Below are 20,291 nucleotides of genomic sequence, written 5' to 3' on the forward strand. Positions count from 1 at the left end.
AAATCGAACGAAAATTTACAGTTTTTTATCGGCTTTTTCTCCTAAAACACCTTTTACATCATAAACTACCGCATCTTTACTTTTAAGTTCAGACAAATCCATCTCCAGAAATTCCTGATGTGCCACCGCTAAAATTAAAGCATCAAAAGTGGCGTTTGGCTTTTTATTAAGGGTCTTTAGGCCATATTCGTGCAATACCTCCTCTGGGTTTGCTAAAGGATCATACACTGTTACATGCACCCCGTAATCTTTTAAATTTCGATAAACATCGATTACTCTGGTATTGCGAACGTCCGGGCAATTCTCCTTGAAGGTAAAACCTAAAATAAGAATATTAGATTCTTTAACCTTAAGATCTTTATTTAGCATTAATTTCACCACTTCTGCAGCTACATATTGCCCCATACTATCGTTCATTCGTCTTCCGGCAAGGATAATTTCCGGGTGATAGCCTACCGCCTGCGCTTTTTGGGCTAAATAATAAGGATCTACACCAATACAATGTCCGCCAACAAGACCGGGAGTAAACGGAATGAAATTCCATTTTGTACCGGCAGCTTGCAGTACCGCTTTGGTATCAATATCCAAAATATTAAAGATTTTGGCCAGTTCGTTTACAAAAGCAATATTGATATCACGCTGCGAATTTTCGATTACTTTAGCCGCTTCAGCTACTTTTATTGAGGGTGCCAGATGGGTTCCGGCAGTAATCACCGAGGCATATACAGCGTTTATGTCTTCAGCAATTTGTTTGGTAGAGCCCGAGGTGACTTTTAAAATTTTGTCTACAGTATGCTTTTTATCACCAGGATTTATACGCTCTGGGGAATAGCCCACAAAAAAGTCGTTGTTAAAACGAAGTCCGCTAAATTTCTCTAAAACGGGCACACATTCTTCTTCGGTAGCGCCGGGAAAAACAGTGCTTTCATAAACCACTATATCTCCGTGTTTTATGACTTTACCTACGGTTTCACTGCTTTTATATAGTGGTGTAAGATCTGGTTTATTGTTTCTATCTACCGGGGTTGGAACGGTAATAATATAAAAATCACATTGTTCTAAATCTTTAGAATTGGACGTACAGAAGAGACCGGTTTCTTCGGAATTACTTTTCTTTAAAACCGCTTTTAATTCATGATCCGCTACCTCTAAAGTTTTGTCTTTGCCCTGTTGTAATTCCTCTATACGCGAATTGTTAATATCAAATCCAACCACTGTATATTTAGTAGCGAAAAGACGTGCTAAAGGTAAACCTACGTACCCAAGACCTATAACTGCTATTTTCTTTTGTATCATTTACTTTAAATTATTCCAATACCAGGACACGGCTTCAGCTAAACCTGCTTTAACTGAAAATTCCGGCTGATACTCAAGTAATTTCTTAGCTTTTTCGATCGATGCCTGGGAATGGGGCACATCACCCTGGCGTGCAGGACCGTATTTAGCCGAAATATCTAAAATTTCAGGATCAAATTTATATAATTCAGCCTTTAATATTTCAAAAAGTTGGTTAAGATCTGTTCTTTCGCCGCAAGCTACATTATAAATTTGATTTACTGCTTCCGGGTTTTCGGTGAGCATGGCCAGTAAATTTGCCTGAATCACATTATCGATATAGGTAAAGTCTCGTGAAAAACTACCATCGCCATTAATAACCGGCGATCGATGATTCATTAGTTTTTTAACAAACTTTGGGATGACCGCTGCATACGCGCCATCGGGATCCTGATGTCGCCCAAATACATTAAAATAGCGTAAGCCTATGCTATTTAAGCCATAGGTTTTCTGAAAAACATCGGCGTAAAGCTCATTTACATATTTTGTGATAGCATAAGGAGACAATGGTTTCCCTATATGATTTTCTACTTTAGGCAATGCTGCGGCATCTCCATAAGTTGAAGAGCTCGCAGCATATATAAATCTTTTTACCTGGTTTTCCTTCGCGGCAACCAGCATATTTAAAAAGCCGTTTATATTTACTGCATTTGTAGTTTGCGGATCCTTAATCGAACGTGGTACCGATCCTAATGCAGCCTGATGTAAAATATAATCTACATTTTTACCGGCTCTTAGACAAGCATCAGCATCGCGGATATCGGCTTCGATTAAAGCAAAATTTTGGTGATCCTTAAATAGATTTAGATTTGCTTTTTTCCCGGTAGAAAAATTATCCAGGCAAATCACCCTTGCATTAAGATCAAGAAGGCTTTTACAAAGATTAGAACCAATAAAACCGGCTCCTCCGGTAACAAGTACTGTACTGCCGGTTAATTTTGCCCGTTTATTTGCATCTATCAAAATATGGATTATTAAAGTTCAGAATCAAACGTAGTCGATTCTAAATTTACCAATTTGGTTTTGATAATCTTTTCTGTTGTTTTATTTAATTCGGCCTCTCCTTTTAATCGTTTTCCAAGAAGCTTCATAGCCCCTTTTCCTATTTTCCGAGGATTTTGCTCTATGTAACTGATTGATGGCGTTAAATAAGAAGTAATTTCTTCGTTTAAAAAGCCAACTACTTTTAAATCTTCTGGAATTCGAATATTATTTTCATACGCATAGCGGTATACTCTCATGGTGCTTTCAGTATCACAGCATAACACCGCTTCTACTTTATCGTCAATTAAAATCTCATGAATTTTTTCTTCAAGAAATTCCCTTCTGGTTGAAGCTGCAATATGCTCTTTCATACTAGGCAATAAAGCTTCCTGATATCCCCTAATTCTTTCTTTACCGTTAACCAGATGAAGAATGGTAGAGACTACACCAATTTTCTTAATTCCTTTTTTGATGAGCTTAGTGGTTACCTTTTTAAAACTTTCAGCATCATCTACCCCTACTTTATCCACCGGCATATCATAATTAATACGGTCATAAAGTACCACAGGGATATCATAATCGATTAAGTTATAGATATGTTCAAAAGCGCGTTTACGCTGCGTTTCTTCAGCAATAGATAATAAAACACCATCTACAAAACCAGAGGTTAAATGATCTATGATCTGAACTTCACGATCATAGGACTCGTTAGAAATATACGTAATTACCTGCAATCCTTCTTCTTGTGCCCTCGCTTCTATTCCCGATAACACTTTGGCAAAAAAGACATTGGCTATGTTTGGTATAATTACACCAATAGTCCCACTTCTACTACTTTTTAAATTAACGGCCACAGGATTAGGACGATAGTTGTGTAAAGTTGCTAATTCTTTAACTCTCTCTACAGTCTTCTGACTAATTTCCGGGCTGTCGTTTAAGGCTTTAGAAACAGTAGAAACTGAAACATTAAGCAATTTAGAAAGCTCTTTTAAGGTGATTTTATTTTTCATACCTTCAACCTAAAGTTTAAATGTGGTTTTTACGCCAAAGAAAAGCATTTTTGACGTTGCTAAAAAATAAATTCGACGAATATGTAATCGGACAAACCTATTTTCATGTTTACAAAGATAAATTTTACAACTCACAAAGCCTATACCCCTGTCATAATATGGGATATTCCCATAGACGATCTTGATTTTAAAAATAAAGCTTAAAAATAAAGCGGGTCACCCGATTAATACCATCTTTTTGTGGAAACACCCCCCTGTTTTATTGTTTTTTATTAAAAAGAATTCAAAAAAGCCGGGGATCTGATTATTAAAGATGAAAAAAATTAGGGGCACTCTGCATATCAATTTCTTAGGTGGATTGTTTAAGATCATCATTCCAAATATTAATTATTCTATATTCTTTTTATAATAGCTATTATCTATATTTTTTATGAAGTTTTTTAGTTCCTACTGGTTTTATATTATCGCTGCAATAATCACCATTATCGGACTGGTAACAGGCTGGTATTTTTTCTTTTTACTGGTGTTGCCTATAGGTCTTTTTAGCAGCAAAAAAGATCGTTAAACACCCAAATATTAAGGAATAGCCAAAGGGAGTTAAACTTATACTAAACCACTCAAATCACTTGGATTTAAGGCCATCTCAACGTAATTTAACATTTGAAACCAATTGAAAAATTATAACAAAATGAAAGATTACGGAACCCTATCGCAGGCAATAAATAAATTAAAATTAGAAGAAGGTTATGAACATGATTTTAATTTAGTGGACGAGCACCTGGAAATAAAATCGGAAAACGAAAAATATGGTGTTCATGAATTTGATGTAGATAAAGTCCTGCGTTTTGAAGGGATGAGCAATCCTGATGATAACGCTATCCTATATGCCATTACTACAGAAAATGGAAAAAAAGGAACCTTAGTTGATGGATATGGAGTTTCCAGTGGGCAGGTCTCTGAAGAGATGAGCAAGAAACTTGATATGAAACAAAACAGACCTATAGAATAGGTTGATTATGGTATAGCGTTAAACTTCTATTAAACGCTGTACTACACATTTAAGTATTGTATTTTTGTATTGAAAATAAAAAAACTATAAATAAATACTATGAATTATTTAGGATTAGACAAGGAAAAGATAGCTTTAACTGTAGATGAGTTAAACATTTTACTGGCTGATTATCATTTATACTATCAAAAGTTAAGAAACTTTCACTGGAATGTAATCGGCAAAAATTTCTTCGATTTACATGAAAAATTTGAAGAAATGTACGATGATGCTAAACTGAAAGTAGATGAGATTGCAGAGCGTGTATTAACTTTACGTTTTCAACCTACAAGTAATTTTAGTGAGTATTTAAAAATGTCGAATTTAGAAGAATCCATTTCTGAACTTACCGACTATGAAATGATTGAGCAACTTATAAAAGATCATGGAGTTATCTTATCACAAATGCGAAAAGTAATCAAAGCGGCAGATGCTGCCGGTGACGAGGGGACTATAGATTTAGTAGGCGCTTACATCAGGGAACTTGAAAAAACCAGCTGGATGTTGGATGCATGGAAAATGAAAACTACCGAAACGCATAAAGCTATTCCTGCTAAATAATCTATTTTACATACATGGCAAAAAGCTTTGATATTGAAAAATCATTAGAGTCCCTGGTTGATAAACTAAGTGGATGGCTTAATAGCCTTATCGTGAACCTGCCAAATATTATTTTGGCAGTTCTCGTTTTTATACTTTTCATATTTACCGCAAAATGGATTGGAAAGTTTGTAAACCGACTTTTAATCAGAAAAGTTAAGCAAGACTCTATCCGGGAAATTACTATTAAGGTCCTGAAAGCGATTATTATCCTAACTGGTTTTTTTGTCGCATTAGGGCTTCTTAATCTTAATAAGTTACTTACTTCCATACTTGCGGGAGCGGGAGTGATTGGACTGGCGGTTGGTTTAGCATTGCAGGGACCACTAAACAATAGTTTTTCTGGCGTTATTTTAAGTTTTTTACCCGAATTACAAATAGGGGATTGGGTAGAAACAAATGGCTATGCCGGTACCGTAGTTGAAATTAACTTAAGAAGTATAAAAGTTAGACAGTCTGATAACAACTTTGTGGTGATCCCAAATTCAAAAATTGTAAATGATGCTTTTAAAAATTACAGCAGGACCGAACGTTCCCGGATTTTTGTAAACTGCGGTGTCCACTATAGTTCAGATCTGGAAATGGTGAAAAAGTTAACCACAGATACGATTGCAGAATTATTCCCACAGAACGGTGAAGAAGAAGTGGAATTTCTTTATAATGAATTTGCCGACAGCTCTATTAATTTCACAGTACGATTCTGGACCGACGCCAGGAAAAATTTCGACATTCTTGCAGCACAAAGCAGGGCTATTATCGCTATTAAAAAGGCTTTTGATAATAATGATATCAATATACCGTTCCCTATAAGAACTATTGATTTTTCGAATAATTTAAGTTTAAATCAAAGCAAAGAAACTGATAAGGATTAAAATTATTTTCTATAAACAAAAAAGGCTTTTGGAATTAAAATACTAAAAGCCTTTTTTTATAAAATTAGCAGACGAACAAATGCTTAAAAAAAGAAATTTCTATCTCTAATCTCTCCTTTTTTACCCAGGGTATTAAACTTATAACTAAAGCCCAGCATAAAATATTGCTGGAGTACCGTACTTTGAACATCTTCAACATAATTCAATTCTGATTGACGCTGAGTATTGGTGTTTTGATTCAATAAATCAAAAGCTTTTAAACTAATATTTCCTTTATTATCCAGTATGGAATAGGTAAGTGTACTGTTCCAGAGTACTGTAGATTGTTGAAAAGCCTGCCCTACGTTTGGGTTATTAAAATACGTAAGATCATTTTGCCACTCCAGATTTTCCGGCCAGTTGGTAATTGTTCGAAGACGAAATTCATGTCTGGTAAACCGGTAATCTTCGAAAGAATTAATATCAAATTCTACCGTATTGAACCTCATACTATATCCGGGACGCAGTTCCAAAAAGTCCCCCAACTTATAAGTCAAATTTAAAGTAGGACCTACTAACCTGGAATCACGATTGTACATTTGATCGTTATTGTAATTTACGCTTCGTTGTACATTACTGTAAAGGCCAAAACCTACTTTTAAACTGGATAAAGTATCAAGCTCAATATCCTTACTATAACTAATATTTCCGTAAGCACTGTAACTTCCGTCTACATTATCATAGGTCGTATAGCGCACAAAATTGTTATCTACCTCAGATCTTGAAACGACCTGATCATCAAATTTAGAAAAACTTATATACGCGTAAAGACCACTACGGGTTTGAAAATCATAATTATTGAAGTTTATATAAAAATTTGTTTCATTAGAAGGTTTAAGATCGGGATTTCCCTGAACGATATTTAATGGATCTGAAATATCAATGTATGGGGATAGTTGTCGCACTCCCGGTGCATCATTTCTTCTGGAAACATAGGAATATATACTCATTTTTTGATTGATCCTATAACTAAAATTGAAATCATATTCTAGAGCGTCAAAATCCTGTGAGAAATTGAAGTCCCTAAGGTTATCGCTACTGGTTAACTCTCTATGAACATATCCTACTCCAAGGCCTACATTTATCTTCTCTGTATTCCAATCTATTCCAAGCTCGGGACGGTAAAATTCATTTACATTTTCGAAATCTGTGCTTTGCTCGACATTAAAATCTTCAAAATCTCCAGAAGCGTTATTTAGATCATAAACATATTGCTTATCATCTCTGGAATCATTTCCATATCCCATTTGAGAATTCAGAAAAAACTTATCTTTTATAACAGGTAACCTATAGCGTAAGGTAGAATTTACGTTATTGTTTTCCTGTTTTCCATCGGTATATTGATTTCTATCAGTCAATTCCCCATCATCTCCAAAGGTTTCTGCGGAAGTTAGTATAAAAGACTCTGAGTCATTGTTTTCTAAATTACCATTAACCCGCAAGGAAAGTGAAGAGCCGTTGTTCCATTTTTTATTAACATTAAAATTCCCCCCAAAAGTCTTCCCATCCCTAAATGTTTGGTTATCACTTTCAGATTGGTTAATTAAGTCCCCATTTTCATTAAAAGACTGCGAGTTACTTTCATAACTATTTTCGGCCTTCGTATAGCTAAAAGAGGGCATAGCATCTATAAACCAGGTAGTATCCGGCTTGGTGGTAAACTTCATATTAGCCTGATGGCGATCTGTATTTCCTTCGGTTTTAGAGTAACTTTCGGTAAAATATCGACTATCAGGAAAGATATTTTCCCTTTCCCTCTGGGTTTCTTCATAATTATTGGACCCCGAATAAAAATAATCTGCTGAAATTTCTGAAGTCTTACCCCAGGAATCCGCGAAATTAAGTCCGCCGGTTCTAGAATTTATAATTCCGCTGCCAAAACCAAAACTACGCCCGTTAACGCTAAATGCTCCCGTGCTCGATACACTTATAGTTCTGGCACCTCCAAACATTTTTTCGATCTCTCCAAAGCTAAAACCGGGAGAATTAATATTATTTCCCCCGCCAAGTGCACTTATTTGCAAATCGTTATCAAAATAATTTACGAGGCCAGCATATTCAAAACGATCATCTGTTCCGCCTCCTCCAGATAACCGACCAAAAACACCCTTATTCTTATCTTCGTCTATAGTGATGTTTATGGTTTTATTTTCTCCGCTACTAGCTTCTCCGGTAAAGGCATCAGAATCTGATTTTGTATCGGAAACCTGAATTTTACTAATCATTTCCTTGGTTAGGTTTCGGGTAGCGATAGTAGGATCGTCACCGCCAAAAAACGACTTGCCGTTTACCAGTATTTTATTTACCGGCTTTCCGTTAACGGTAATATTTCCTTCAGCATCGACTTCTACCCCGGGAAGTTCTTTTAATAAATCTTCTACCGTTGCATCTTTTTTGGTGGCAAAAGATTCGGCATTAAATTCTAAGGTATCTTTTTTGATAGTAACCGGAGCTCGCCTGGCTTTCACCAAAACATCACCAAGGGATTCTATCTGAAATTCGAGTTCTATAGGATTAAGCTTTATGATCCTGTCATTTTTTAAACTTACTCTTTGCTCGTATGGAATGTATCCTACAAAAGAAACAAACACATTTACTTCTTCCAGCGAGGTTCTGCCTATTAGGCTATATTCTCCATCTTTATCGGTAATGGTATAGGTAACTAGAGTACTATCCCCAATGGATTCCGCAAAAACCGTGGCTGCTTCCAGAGGCGCCTTACTTTCTTTATCAATTAATTTTCCGGAAATTTCAAATTTCTGTGCAGATAATGAAATACTAAAGAATACTGTGGCCAGTACCAGTAATTTTTTGAACATAAAATGATGATTTATTGATTGACATCTACTAATAACTAAAAAACTCGTTGAATATTTAACACTTAATTACATTTTAAGATTTATTTAACTTTTAAAAGCGCATATTCCTGCATAACGGTTTTTCTAGCGGGGATGACTCTTGCCATTTTTATGAAAAGAATCGAATCTGTAGCTAAAACTCAGCATAAAGTATTGGGTAAGTGTGGTAGACTCTGATGACGTAATGGCATCTGCCCCAGAATATTGAAATACATTGGTGTTTTCGTTTAAAATATCGTAAGCTTTAAGCGTGATCAATCCAAAATCATTTTTAAGAAATTTATAAGATACCGAAGAATTCCAGAAGAAAATATGGGCATCAAAACGATCCTGATCTACCTGTGGATTGGTAGAATACCTAAAATCATTATTCCATTCAAAGTCTTTAAAGAATTTAATAAAACCACTTAAGTTCACAGAATTTCGGTAGATACGCTGATCTTTTATAGTTTCTAAATCGTATTTGGCGACTTGTAGATTCATACTGTAGCTTAATCTCAATCTTAAAGATTGGTTGGAAATATTAACCGACGGACCTAAATTATAATTTTGACTGGTAGCTTTGTATAAGGTTCCATCAGTAAATCTGTAATTCTTGTTATGGCCTGCATTAAGGTAAAAGTTCACGCCAAGCTGACTAATAGAATCCAATTTAAAATTCTTATTCATTGATGCGTTTGCTGAAACTCTATACTCGTCCTTCATATTACTATAGGTTGTAAATCGCACCAAATCATTGCTAATCGTGGTTTGCGATTGCACAGGATCTACGGTATAATCACCGCTTAAGCTGCCATTAAAATAAAGCTGCTTATCCATATTATTGGTGTTGTACCTTAAGTTTAGATTGTGACGTTTTGTTAAGTCCAGATTTGGATTTCCTGCTACAATATACAGGGGGTTCGAAATATTTCTATAAGGTGTTAAAGTATTAATTGAGGGAATTTAATTAGACAGGTTATAGTTTAGTCCTAAATTTGAAGTTTTACTCAAATAGTAATTCAGTCTCGCACTCCCCTCAAAAGCATTAAAGTTATTATCAAAACTAAAATCTCTAATTCTGTCTGTACTTTCCAGATCTGCTAAAGAATAACCGGCATCGATAGAAAAGTTAAAGCTTTCAGTCTGGTAACTAATATTTAAAGCGGGTTTATGGGTCGCTGTGTGATTATCGAAACTTGTACTCTGGTCTTCATTAAGCTTCTGGAACTGGTCGGATTCTTCATCATAATCATAAGCCAAATTCTCTGAGTCATCTAAATTGATAGCATAATTGTATGAAATTCCGTAGAAAAGCAGCTTTTCAATAATTGGAGATCTAAAGTTTACGAAAGCGCTGGAATTATTATTTTTAGCCCCTCCTCTTATTATCTGATTTCGATAGATATCTTCCTGCTCTGAATCATAAAAAATATATTCTGATTCATTCCTTCTTTCAAAATCTGAATTATCGATATTAGTATTGATTCCCAGCATAATGAATGATTGCTTAAACCTTTTATTAATATTTAAATTAGTACTAAAATTAGTACTCTCGGTAATTCCGTAATTTGAAGCGGTAGAGGTATTTCTTAAATCACCGTTTTCTTTTCTACTTTCAGAAGTACTACTTCCTCTGGAAAAGTTTTTATCATAACTAAATTTAGGGCGGGCATCTATCATCCAACTCGAATCTATGGCCAGCTTTATATGCGTGTTGATTTCATGCTTATCCTGGTTTCCTGTAGAATTATAACTACTCTCGGTAAAATAATTACCTTCTGGTCTTATATTTTCGGATGAGCTTATATTATCAAAATAATTATTGGTAGCGGTATAAAAATAATCTGAACTTACTTCCAGGTTTTTACCCAGATCATCTGCATAATTGGCACCTGTCACTTTAGAATTTACAATGCCCTCTCCTCCTCCTATTATCCTCCCTCCTATACTTATCCCGCCATTATACGTAGTGTACGCATAGGTATTAAATACCTCTCGTAATTCTCCAAAAGTAAAGCCGGATGTATTAATATTATTACCTCCACTTAATACACTTAATCTTAAATCGTCATTAAAATAGTTGGCTAATCCGGCATATTCGTAACGCTCGTCTGTCCCTCCACCCGCAGCTAATCTGCCAAAAACGCCTTTATTTTTATCTTTATCAAGCTTTATATTAATAGTTTTACTTTTGCCATCGGCTTTTTCACCTCTAAAAACCTGGCTATCAGATCGGGTATCGACCACCTGAATTTTCTCGACCATATCTTTCAATAAATTTTTAGTGGCGATACTTCCATCTCCAGAAAAAAACTCCTTTCCACCTACCAATATCTTATTTACCTCAACCCCATTGACCTTAATGCCCCCATTCTCATCAACCTCTACTCCTGGTAGTTCCCTTAAAAGATCTTCAATGGTGGCTCCTTCTTTGGTTCTAAACGATCCTGCATTATATTCTAAAGTATCCTGTTTAATTCGTATGGGCGGTACCCTTCCTTCGATGAGTACATCGCTTAAAGATTCTACCTTTTGCAACATTTCTATAGGCTTCAGGGTTAGGGGATCTTCATCTTTTGGCAATAGGATTACTTTTTTAATCGGCGCATAGCCCACAAAAGAAATTAATAGATTTATTTTTTGTTTTGAAGATTTTCCGGATACATTAAAATCGCCTTTAGCGTCTGTTATCGTATAGCTGATTAAAGTACTATCTTTTAGAGTTTCTGTGAAGACGGTGGCCCCTTCTAGTGGTTCGCGGGTAATACTATCTAATAATTTTCCTGATATTTCAAATTTTTGGGCCTGTACTCCAAATGAAATAAATGCAAATAATAAACATGCATTTTTAAACATATTTGATGGTTTTTGATTGATGATTAATAAATTACACTATTAATCCTCCCAATTTTAATATTATTTTATCAAAAATCTATATGAAATATAAAATACCTAACGTTAAACCATAAAAAAGCCTGCAAATATGCAGGCTTGTAAGTAAACTGCCTCAGAGAAGGCCCATGAGGCAGTTATTAGAAAATCATTTTTTATTTCGAGATACTCCGATACCGATGCTTATCGTGACAGAGTATTTTATCTTGACATAGCCTTAACGATGTAGATTTTTAAAATCGGAATCCAAACCCAAAACTAAAACGCCAACCTTCGTCCCCATTAAAAACATGCAAGGTTCCGTTTACAGCTTCAGCACTATTAATCCAAATACCACCACCATAGCTATCATGCCAAATCTTACTATTATCGTCTTTTTGCCATACCCTACCAATATCGTATCCTCCAAAGACTCCTATTTGAAAGGGTAAAAAGGAAGTTTTAAACTGGTTAAAACTATACCGAATATCGCCTCCGGTAGCAAATGCACTTTTACCGGCAAAACGCTGTAATCTATACCCCCTTAAGCCAGAACCTCCACCTAAAACAGCTGCCTGATAAAATTCATAATCTGTACCTATATTTATTTGCGTTTGCACATGACTATTTAATACCAGTTTTCTACTTGGGATTAGCGAGTTGTAGAACTCTAAATACGATTTAAAATAGCCATAGTTACGATCGGTATCTGCTGTATTTAGTTTACCTCCTAAATTTAAGTCGAATTGCATCCCACGGGTGGGATTAAGGACATCGTCATAACTTTCATAACGGTAAAGGGCATCGAGACCGGCAAAATATTTACGATCAAAAAAGCCCTCGGGATCCTCTGGGGCAAATTCATCTATAAAACGCCCCTGGATATTATCGATTTCAACCGTTTCGAAACTTGCCTTGTAACTAAAATAGCTACCAAAAGGGGTTTCGTTTACCAAACCAACATCTCCCCCAACACGGCTTATTTTTACACGGTTGTAATCTAATGTAAGTTCATCATCAGGATTTCTCGTTTCATTTCCGTAGCCAAAAAAGTTTCTGGCAAAATTAGGACTGGTAAAGTGCGCCCCAACCTGTAAATTATAATCGCCTATGATGGTGGCAAACCTTGCCTTATAATTTAAATCGAAACCATCTGTAGCAAAATAGAACCCGGCCTTTAGTTCGTGCTGTGATGTATATGGATTTCTTTTAAAATCATTGATCGTATACAATGCCTTAAAACCAAGCTTTAATCCGTCATCCGGATTATAACCTATACCTGGGGTAATAGAAGTCGATTTAAATACCTTTTTATCTTTATCATAAATATTTAAATCGTACTGGTCTGTAAATCTAAACCGGGCATCAGCGCCTTCTTCAATGGTATTAGGCTTAGATTTGTGATCATAAATTTTTAGTTTCTTCTTATTTCTTATCCTGTAAATATCATTATTTTGCCCCCCTATAATCCTTACATAAATAAGCTGATCGCCTTCGCCATCTACCGTAATAATATCATCATCGTCTAAAGCATAAATCCAAATATCTTTGGTAAACTGTTTATCATATACAAAGTCACTTACGATATCGGCTCTTTTGCCTTTTTTATTTCTATAAATCGTTACTTTGGTTTTCCCTTCAGGCATGCGGGTCACATCTATAAAATCATCCTTATCTGTACCGGTTACAATCGCTAATTTTGCATAATAATCATAATATCTTTCTGCAATCTCCACAATATTATCTCTTCTTCCCTTCAGGTTTTCAATAATCCCATCCGTAATTTCTCCATTAGTTTCCGGTGGGAGTTTACTAAAGGCTTCTTCGATAACCTGATCGGTAATATTTTCCTGAATAAACCTGGCTTGTGTTAACCAGGTTTCTTTTCCGGTATTTTGGAGGATGGAGCGATCTAAACCAATAGCCGCAATGTTAAACCATTCAACATTTTTTAATTTCTTATCATACACCGCAAACTGATTGGCTAAACCTACCAGGGAGCGTAAGGTTCCAAAAAAGGCACCATCAAAATTCGAGAATACCTGATCGCGATCCCTTGGTATGGGTGTAAAAGTTCGGTTTCCTTCCTCATCTTCATTTTCTGCCCAGCGCCATTGATCCTGATGCCTGTCCCAATCACCTACCAACATATCGAAAATACGTGCTTTTACGTAAGCAGGCTCATCAATTTTATACTTCTCGTCCCTTCGTATACGCTCAAACATCCCTGCGGTACTAACAATATCATGATTTGGTGATCCAAAGCTTTCCTTCTCTAACCAGTGCTCCTCAGGACGCTCTACAATCATATATACATCATCCCCATGATTTTCGTTCATCGCTCCCAGATTATCCTGTTTTGGCAGGTAAAAGATCTCTGGATTTGTATGTGCCAAACCAATAGCTTCCGATAACGTTGGTATTGCTAAAAAAGCGAACGGATGGGCTGAAGTATAAAAGTCACTAATAATATTCTCAGCAGCCGTATTCTTGAACTGTTCTTCTATAGGTGTGCTTTTATAGGCCACAGATTGCAGAAACTGCACGGCATCTTTTTTAATTCTTCTTATATTATATTCCCGATCTAAAGAATCTTTTACCCTTATCGATACGGTTTGGTGCCCCCCTCCTTCCAACAAAGGTTGTAAACCGCCGTATAGGGTATCCAGATCGGCTACCTTATATGATACTTCAGTCCCGTATAATTTTCTATATCTTTTTCCCCACAGTGTTTTATATAATCCGCTTACCTCTACATCCTCATCAGGGTAAATGCTAGCTGTCTTTTTCTGCGGAAAAGAGTCGGGATAGTCGCCCAGTTTATAAGGCTTAGGAGCCGCAAAAACTTCTTTTTGATACATCAGTTCCGGCTGATTATCTCTATTTCGATAATAGCTTACCCATGAAGAGCCATCTTTAAAGACATCATATACCGCAAAGCCCTGTAGTGAGAAAGCAAACAAACCATCTGTTCCCAAAGCCACATAATTTTCTTTGGAACCTGAACCCGAGATTATCTGTTTTATCCCGTCATGATCGATATACTGTAGGGTATGTTCGTGGCCGGAAACAAAGATCACTCTTTCTCTTCCTTTAACCATCGTCCTTAACCTGTCAGAAAGTGACTTATAACGTTCATTTTGAAGATCCTGAATAGAAATACCACCGGTGGTTCTTATCAACATCGCCAAAGATCCTAATACCGGAATCGGAATTTTCTTTTGCGAAGGATATAAATGTCTGTTAAAATTATATTGCCCCCCATGGATCCCATTGGAAAAAATAGGATGGTGTAAGGCGATAATCGTTGTTTTTTGCTGTGATTTTTTTAGCTCACTTTCAATTTCAGTAAAAAGTGCTTCCCTGGTTTTTATCTGATCGCAATCATCATTAATCGTAGGACTTTTATCCCAGTCTTCCAGATACCACTGGGAATCGATAATGATCATTTGTATATCGTCAGAAATTTCTTTAATCTCCAATCCACATCCCGTACTGGGTGACCAATCTAAAGAATCGCCATATTGCTCGATCAGGTATTCTTCCTGACGTTCCAAACCATCAATACGTTCACTGTACCAATCATGATTACCAGGGATATAAATCACTTTTCCGTTATATTTTTCAACGGCATCCAGTTGCGCATCCAACCGGTATTCGGATTGTTCTCGTAATGGATCATCTTTTGGCGGCATGCCCACCGGATAAATATTATCCCCTAAAAATATCGCATATTGTCCCCTGGTGTCTCGCTGTTTTATAAACTCCTTAAAAGCAATAAGGGCTTTAGAGGTTCCACCTTCAGGAGAATACCCGCCATCCCCTAGTAAATAGAATGTCTTTTCAATTTCCTTATTTTCAGGATATCCAAAATTAGAAGTGGGTTCTCCCTTACGATATTTTGGAGCCGAGCTTGTACAGGAAGCCACAAGAGTTAAAATTAATAAAAAACAGAAGTAGTTATTTCTTTTCATAAATGTTGTTAGACAAATTTTTGTAATTTGGCATCTGTTAAACTAGTACTTTTATAGATGAACAACCTATTCGATAAAGCTGATGATTACGTGCTTGAATTATTCAAGGAAAAACTCCCAAATACTTTCCTATATCACAATTACAAGCATACTGAACGAGTTGTTAAAAGTACAGAAGAATTAATTGAACATTCTGAAATTAATGTTAAACAAGAAGAGGCGCTTAAGCTGGCCGCATGGTTTCACGATACCGGTTATACCAAAGGTCATGAGAACCACGAAGCATCCAGTGTTAAAATCGCCGAAAGCTTTTTAGAGGAAAATAACGCCACACAGGAACTTATCGATCTGGTGTCTAAATATATTATGGCTACCAAATTTAGTCATACGCCGCAGGACATCGGAGAGATGATCATCAAAGACGCCGATTCTTCGCATTTTGCCAAGGAATATTACGAAGAAACCAGTGAACTTTTACGACAGGAGCTACAGTTACATAATCGCAAAAATTACAGCTCGAGTGAGTGGATTATGGAAAATATAAAAATGCTGACTGAAAAGCATAAATTTTATACTGATTATGCCCTAAAGAACTGGAATCAGGCCAAAGAGGAAAATCTGCTGGAATTAGTTGAAAAACAAAATAAGAGGGAGAAAAAATTAAATAAGGAAGAGCATAAAGCCCGACTTAAGGCTAAATATAAAAATGACAATCCAGAGCGAAGTATCCAAACGCTGTTTAGGGTCACGCTACGCAATCATATTAAATTAAGTGATATTGCAGATACCAAGGCCAACATATTATTATCGGTAAATGCGATTATTATTTCTTTAGCGATTTCTAACCTTATCCCTAAGCTGGATGCGGTAAGTAATCGCCACCTGCTTATCCCTACTCTTGTACTGGTTCTTTTTAGTGTAGCTTCAATGATCTTATCGATTATGTCTACCCGGCCTAATGTAACCAGTGGTGAGTTTACCAAAGAGCAGGTAAAAAATCGGGACGTTAACCTTCTTTTCTTTGGAAATTTTCATAAAATGCCTTTCGATTTGTTTAAATGGGGCATTAATGAGATGATTAAGGATAAGGATTATGTATACGAATCTTTAATGCTCGATCTACATTTATTAGGAAAAGTATTACATCGAAAATATTTACTACTAAGATTAACCTATACGGTATTTATGTTGGGGATTATCATCTCGGTAATTGCCTTTGTTATTGCTTTTTATTTAATGTAGATTTTTATTACTCCTTTAAATTGGACCAGGGGCTTTTTAGAAACTCAGCTGCGAATTATCGAATGTCGATTAATTATTGAGCTAAAGACGGCAATACCTATTGTAGCTATTTTATAAAAAGAGAACTCATTCATTTATTTTAATTCAATAAGCTTTCTGAAAAGCTAAGATTGCGGGCTATTCATAAGGAAACTTAGTTCCTCAATTACCACTACCCTTGTATTCCCATATGAAATATGTATTCGTTTTTTTGCTTTTATGAGCGATATGCATAGCGATTGAAAACGCTCTACCGGCTTCAGCTCTTATTTACAATCGAGAGCTTGGAGGAATCAAATAAGGAATATTTCCAATTTTTAGTATTTTTTCCTTTTAAAGTTCAGAAATAATACTAATTTGGCAACATGAAAGAGGTAAAATTTGCGATAATTGATATTGAAACCACGGGCGGAGGCATTAAAGGAAACAAAATTACCGAAATTTGTGTGCTGGTGGTGCAGAATGGAGAAGTGATAAACGAATACACTTCGCTGGTAAATCCCGGTACCGAAATACCGCTATATATCGAAACGCTTACCAACATTAATGATAAGATGCTGGTCGATGCTCCAAAATTCTCTGAGATTGCTTCTAAAATTCAGGAAATCACCAGAGATTGTATTTTTGTGGCTCACAATGTAAATTTTGATTATAATATTATTAAAGCTGAGTTTGAGAGTTTAAATTTATCCTTTCAAAGAAAACGCCTGTGTACCGTAAGGCTGGCTAAAAAACTTATCCCTGGTCTATTTTCTTATAGCTTGGGAAATCTTTGTACTTCGATCAATATTCCGCATGATAACAAGCATCGAGCCTATGGAGATTGCGAGGCTACGGTTACGCTTTTTAAACGTTTTATAGATTTAGATCCCGATTACGAAGTTTTCAAGGATTTTTTAAATCAAAAAACAGCAGCTTCTTATTTACCTCCTAACTTTAGAAAATCGGATTTTGAAAAACTTCCTTCTACAACCGGTGTTTATTTTTTTAAAGATAAAGATGGAATTCCGCTATACATTGGTAAGGCTAAAAATATTAAAAGTCGGATAAAATCTCATTTTCAAGAAAAATCTAACCGAAAATATAGTCTAATGCAAGCTACGTATAGCATTGACTACGAACTTACCGGAAGCGAATTGCTTGCACTTTTGCGGGAATCTTCTTTAATTTTAAAATATTTTCCAAAATTCAATAAAGCACAAAAAAAAGTAAGCAGGCCTTATACCCTTACCTCCTATCACAATCAAAAAGGAATAGAACAATTTGTGATTCATAAAAATAAGGTTTCTCCAGTAAGCTGGATGAAGTTCTATACCCGTGAAGAGGCCATAAAATTCCTGGAATTTCTTTGCCAGGAATTTAGATTATGCCCTAAATATTGTGGTTTGCAAGCAGGGGTGGCAGAATGCAGCCATTATAAAATCAATGATTGCAGCGGAATGTGCCGGGGCGAAATAGAGGTAACCGAATATAATCAAAGGGTTTCTCGCGCTATCGATTATATTCACGAATATGAAAATTCCTGTTTATTGGTAGAAAAAGGACGTACAAAAACTGAAAAATCTTTTATATATCTTAAAAAAGGCCGTTATGCCGGTTATGGTTTTATCGAAAATTCTGAAGAGTTAAGTGAACCTTCTCAATTTGACAATTACCTGATTCCCCAGGAAAATTCGAATTATGCCGATAGAATTTTAAATAGTTACCTCAAAAATAAAAAGCATATTAGAAAAATTGCACTCGAACCCCAAGAGGAGGCTTCGGAACTGCAAAAAGAAGAGTGGTTTGGATAATAAAAAAATCTTGAAGATTTAAGGGGAATTACCTTTTATCATCAAAGGACATTCCCCTTTTCACATATTCTCAACCACCACTTTTATAAATAAAAAGTGTCGATCTACGCAACATTAATGGCAAGAACAGACCAAAGTAGTTTTTTTTGATTGGCGTTTTCTTTAAAGTCTGTTTGGTCGGTCTGTCCGATCGAGATTTTCTTACCTCCTAATTCAGTTCGAGGATAGACTTTTCGATTTGGTCGATTTCTCCGCTGTGAAAAACAGTCAGTTTTCGGTTGGGAATATCAAAGTCCAAATTCACAATACTTGAAATTCCGTCCAGTTTCATCGGATTCGGCTTTCTTCCGAAGGACAGTCCATTTGGGTGATTTCAAATAGGGTTTTCTTCATTTCGTTTTCAGTGTTACGAACCGACTTTAAATAGCCGCATTAGCCGTTCGTCTTTTTCTGTTTTCAGCAATTCACAAATTTGCAGTGTTTTGTATTCGTTTCAATCTGTATGGTGGGATGTTGAATATTGTAGTTACTCAAGCGTTCTAAAATAGTGGTATAGACTTTATTTTCAGAAGGATTATCGGCACTGTCCAACACAGCATGTAGCGAAGCCACATGGTAGGTTCCGTCTAAACTCCAGATGTGGAAATCGTGAATGTTGGCAACACCTTCAATCGTATTCAGTTCTGAGGTTAGGGTTTCCATATTCACATGTTCAGGAACCGCTTGTAGCATTATCTTTAGGGTTCCTATTAAATTTTTGGTGGCGTTGTACGAAATGAAAGCAGCAATGGCGAGGGTAAGCAACCCATCTATCCAATTCCAACCCGTAAAATAAATCACCACAGCACCTATTAAAACAGCTACCCAACCCAATACATCTTCTAAAAGGTGAAGCATAATGGCTTTACTGTTGTGATTGTGGGAATGCCCGTGCGCGTGATGGTGATGATGGTGTCCTCCGGTTCCATTTTTTATTCTAAGAAAAGCAAAGCCGTTGATGCTCACTCCCAAAACCGCTAACCAAAGCATACCCACACTATTGACTTCTTGGGGATCTATCAATGATTCTATACCACTTTTAATCATAAAGACAGCTCCAATCAATAGAAATAGCGATAAGCCCAGCGCAGATAGTAATGAAAACCGTTTATAACCGTAGGAATAACTAGAAGAACGTTTCTTCCCTGATATTTTTTCAAACAAAACCGCTATGCCTATAGCGACGGCATCTATAAAGTCATGAAAAGCATCGGTAATAATTGCTGTGGAATTGGTAAAGATCCCGCCCACCACTTCGATAACCGCAAAAATTAAGTTTAGCCAAAAGGCTAAGGTTAGTCCATTTTTGGTATCTGAATGCTGATGTGCTTCGTGAGGATGCTCGTGAGTATGTTGGTGCTTGTGGTTCATAATAGAATCTGAATTGTTATTTTTTAATCTTTGGGGCATCTTACTAGTTAAACTTCAAGACAGTCAATTCGAGTAAAAATCGGTTGAGATTTTTGTATCGAGAATAGGACTTGAAATTTAAGTTCTCGATACAATTTTGCTTCGTTACACTTCACAAAATCAATCGAACTGACTAATTTTTATTTCTTAATACATTACGGGTAATTATTCATTTTTATTTCTCCGTTCTTTTAC

At 36.0% G+C, this 20,291-nt stretch carries 14 protein-coding genes; 6 read left to right on the plus strand and 8 right to left on the minus strand.

The genetic code is table 11. The features are described from left to right. Window positions 1-15 precede the first annotated feature (15 nt). Genes AC13DP_RS18010 through AC13DP_RS18020 form a run of 3 tightly spaced genes read right to left on the minus strand, consistent with a single transcriptional unit; the run spans window position 16 to window position 3,329 of the window. Entirely contained in the window at window positions 16-1,296 is a 1,281-nt protein-coding gene (locus AC13DP_RS18010; RefSeq protein ID WP_347405612.1) for a nucleotide sugar dehydrogenase, read from the minus strand. After that, window positions 1,297-2,298 (minus strand): SDR family oxidoreductase, encoded by a 1,002-nt coding sequence (locus tag AC13DP_RS18015; RefSeq protein ID WP_347405613.1) that lies wholly within the window; start codon window positions 2,296-2,298, stop codon window positions 1,297-1,299. 11 nt (window positions 2,299-2,309) lie between these two features. Further along, window positions 2,310-3,329, minus strand: coding sequence for a LacI family DNA-binding transcriptional regulator (locus AC13DP_RS18020; RefSeq protein WP_013071680.1), 1,020 nt, complete (start codon window positions 3,327-3,329; stop codon window positions 2,310-2,312). A gap of 430 nt (window positions 3,330-3,759) precedes the next feature. Here AC13DP_RS18020 and AC13DP_RS18025 point away from each other — a divergent pair, with 430 nt between their 5' ends. The 4 genes from AC13DP_RS18025 to AC13DP_RS18040 all read left to right on the plus strand — a co-directional run bounded on the left by AC13DP_RS18025 (window position 3,760) and on the right by AC13DP_RS18040 (window position 5,849). Then, a complete protein-coding gene (locus AC13DP_RS18025) occupies window positions 3,760-3,894 on the plus strand; it encodes a hypothetical protein (RefSeq protein ID WP_013071679.1) in 135 nt (44 codons plus the stop codon). 123 nt (window positions 3,895-4,017) lie between these two features. Then, the gene (locus tag AC13DP_RS18030) at window positions 4,018-4,338 is read left to right on the plus strand and encodes a phosphoribosylpyrophosphate synthetase (protein ID WP_347405614.1); all 321 of its coding nucleotides are present in this window, start codon (window positions 4,018-4,020) and stop codon (window positions 4,336-4,338) included. A gap of 99 nt (window positions 4,339-4,437) precedes the next feature. Next, a complete protein-coding gene (locus tag AC13DP_RS18035) occupies window positions 4,438-4,938 on the plus strand; it encodes a Dps family protein (RefSeq protein ID WP_013071677.1) in 501 nt (166 codons plus the stop codon). Between the two features lie 14 nt (window positions 4,939-4,952). Beyond that, window positions 4,953-5,849 (plus strand): mechanosensitive ion channel family protein, encoded by an 897-nt coding sequence (locus AC13DP_RS18040; protein ID WP_228249883.1) that lies wholly within the window; start codon window positions 4,953-4,955, stop codon window positions 5,847-5,849. 83 nt (window positions 5,850-5,932) lie between these two features. Here AC13DP_RS18040 and AC13DP_RS18045 read toward each other — a convergent pair whose 3' ends face one another. The 4 genes from AC13DP_RS18045 to AC13DP_RS18060 all read right to left on the minus strand — a co-directional run bounded on the left by AC13DP_RS18045 (window position 5,933) and on the right by AC13DP_RS18060 (window position 15,573). Next, window positions 5,933-8,707, minus strand: coding sequence for an outer membrane beta-barrel protein (locus tag AC13DP_RS18045; protein ID WP_347405615.1), 2,775 nt, complete (start codon window positions 8,705-8,707; stop codon window positions 5,933-5,935). A gap of 123 nt (window positions 8,708-8,830) precedes the next feature. After that, window positions 8,831-9,691, minus strand: coding sequence for an outer membrane beta-barrel protein (locus AC13DP_RS18050; protein ID WP_347405623.1), 861 nt, complete (start codon window positions 9,689-9,691; stop codon window positions 8,831-8,833). Then, window positions 9,692-11,584 (minus strand): carboxypeptidase-like regulatory domain-containing protein, encoded by a 1,893-nt coding sequence (locus AC13DP_RS18055; RefSeq protein ID WP_347405616.1) that lies wholly within the window; start codon window positions 11,582-11,584, stop codon window positions 9,692-9,694. A 269-nt stretch (window positions 11,585-11,853) separates the two neighbouring features. Continuing rightward, the gene (locus AC13DP_RS18060; protein ID WP_347405617.1) at window positions 11,854-15,573 is read right to left on the minus strand and encodes a metallophosphoesterase; all 3,720 of its coding nucleotides are present in this window, start codon (window positions 15,571-15,573) and stop codon (window positions 11,854-11,856) included. 57 nt (window positions 15,574-15,630) lie between these two features. Between AC13DP_RS18060 and AC13DP_RS18065 the strand changes: the two genes are divergently transcribed. After that, a complete protein-coding gene (locus tag AC13DP_RS18065) occupies window positions 15,631-16,815 on the plus strand; it encodes a Pycsar system effector family protein (protein ID WP_013070985.1) in 1,185 nt (394 codons plus the stop codon). A gap of 404 nt (window positions 16,816-17,219) precedes the next feature. Then, the gene (locus AC13DP_RS18070; RefSeq protein ID WP_483068242.1) at window positions 17,220-18,647 is read left to right on the plus strand and encodes an exonuclease domain-containing protein; all 1,428 of its coding nucleotides are present in this window, start codon (window positions 17,220-17,222) and stop codon (window positions 18,645-18,647) included. A 456-nt stretch (window positions 18,648-19,103) separates the two neighbouring features. Here AC13DP_RS18070 and AC13DP_RS18075 read toward each other — a convergent pair whose 3' ends face one another. Beyond that, window positions 19,104-20,057 carry a cation diffusion facilitator family transporter gene (locus AC13DP_RS18075; protein ID WP_483068243.1) on the minus strand — a complete coding sequence of 318 codons (954 nt, stop codon included), beginning with the start codon at window positions 20,055-20,057 and terminating at the stop codon, window positions 19,104-19,106. Between the last annotated feature and the right edge of the window lie 234 nt (window positions 20,058-20,291).

Source organism: Zunongwangia sp. L-65 (genome assembly GCF_056859415.1).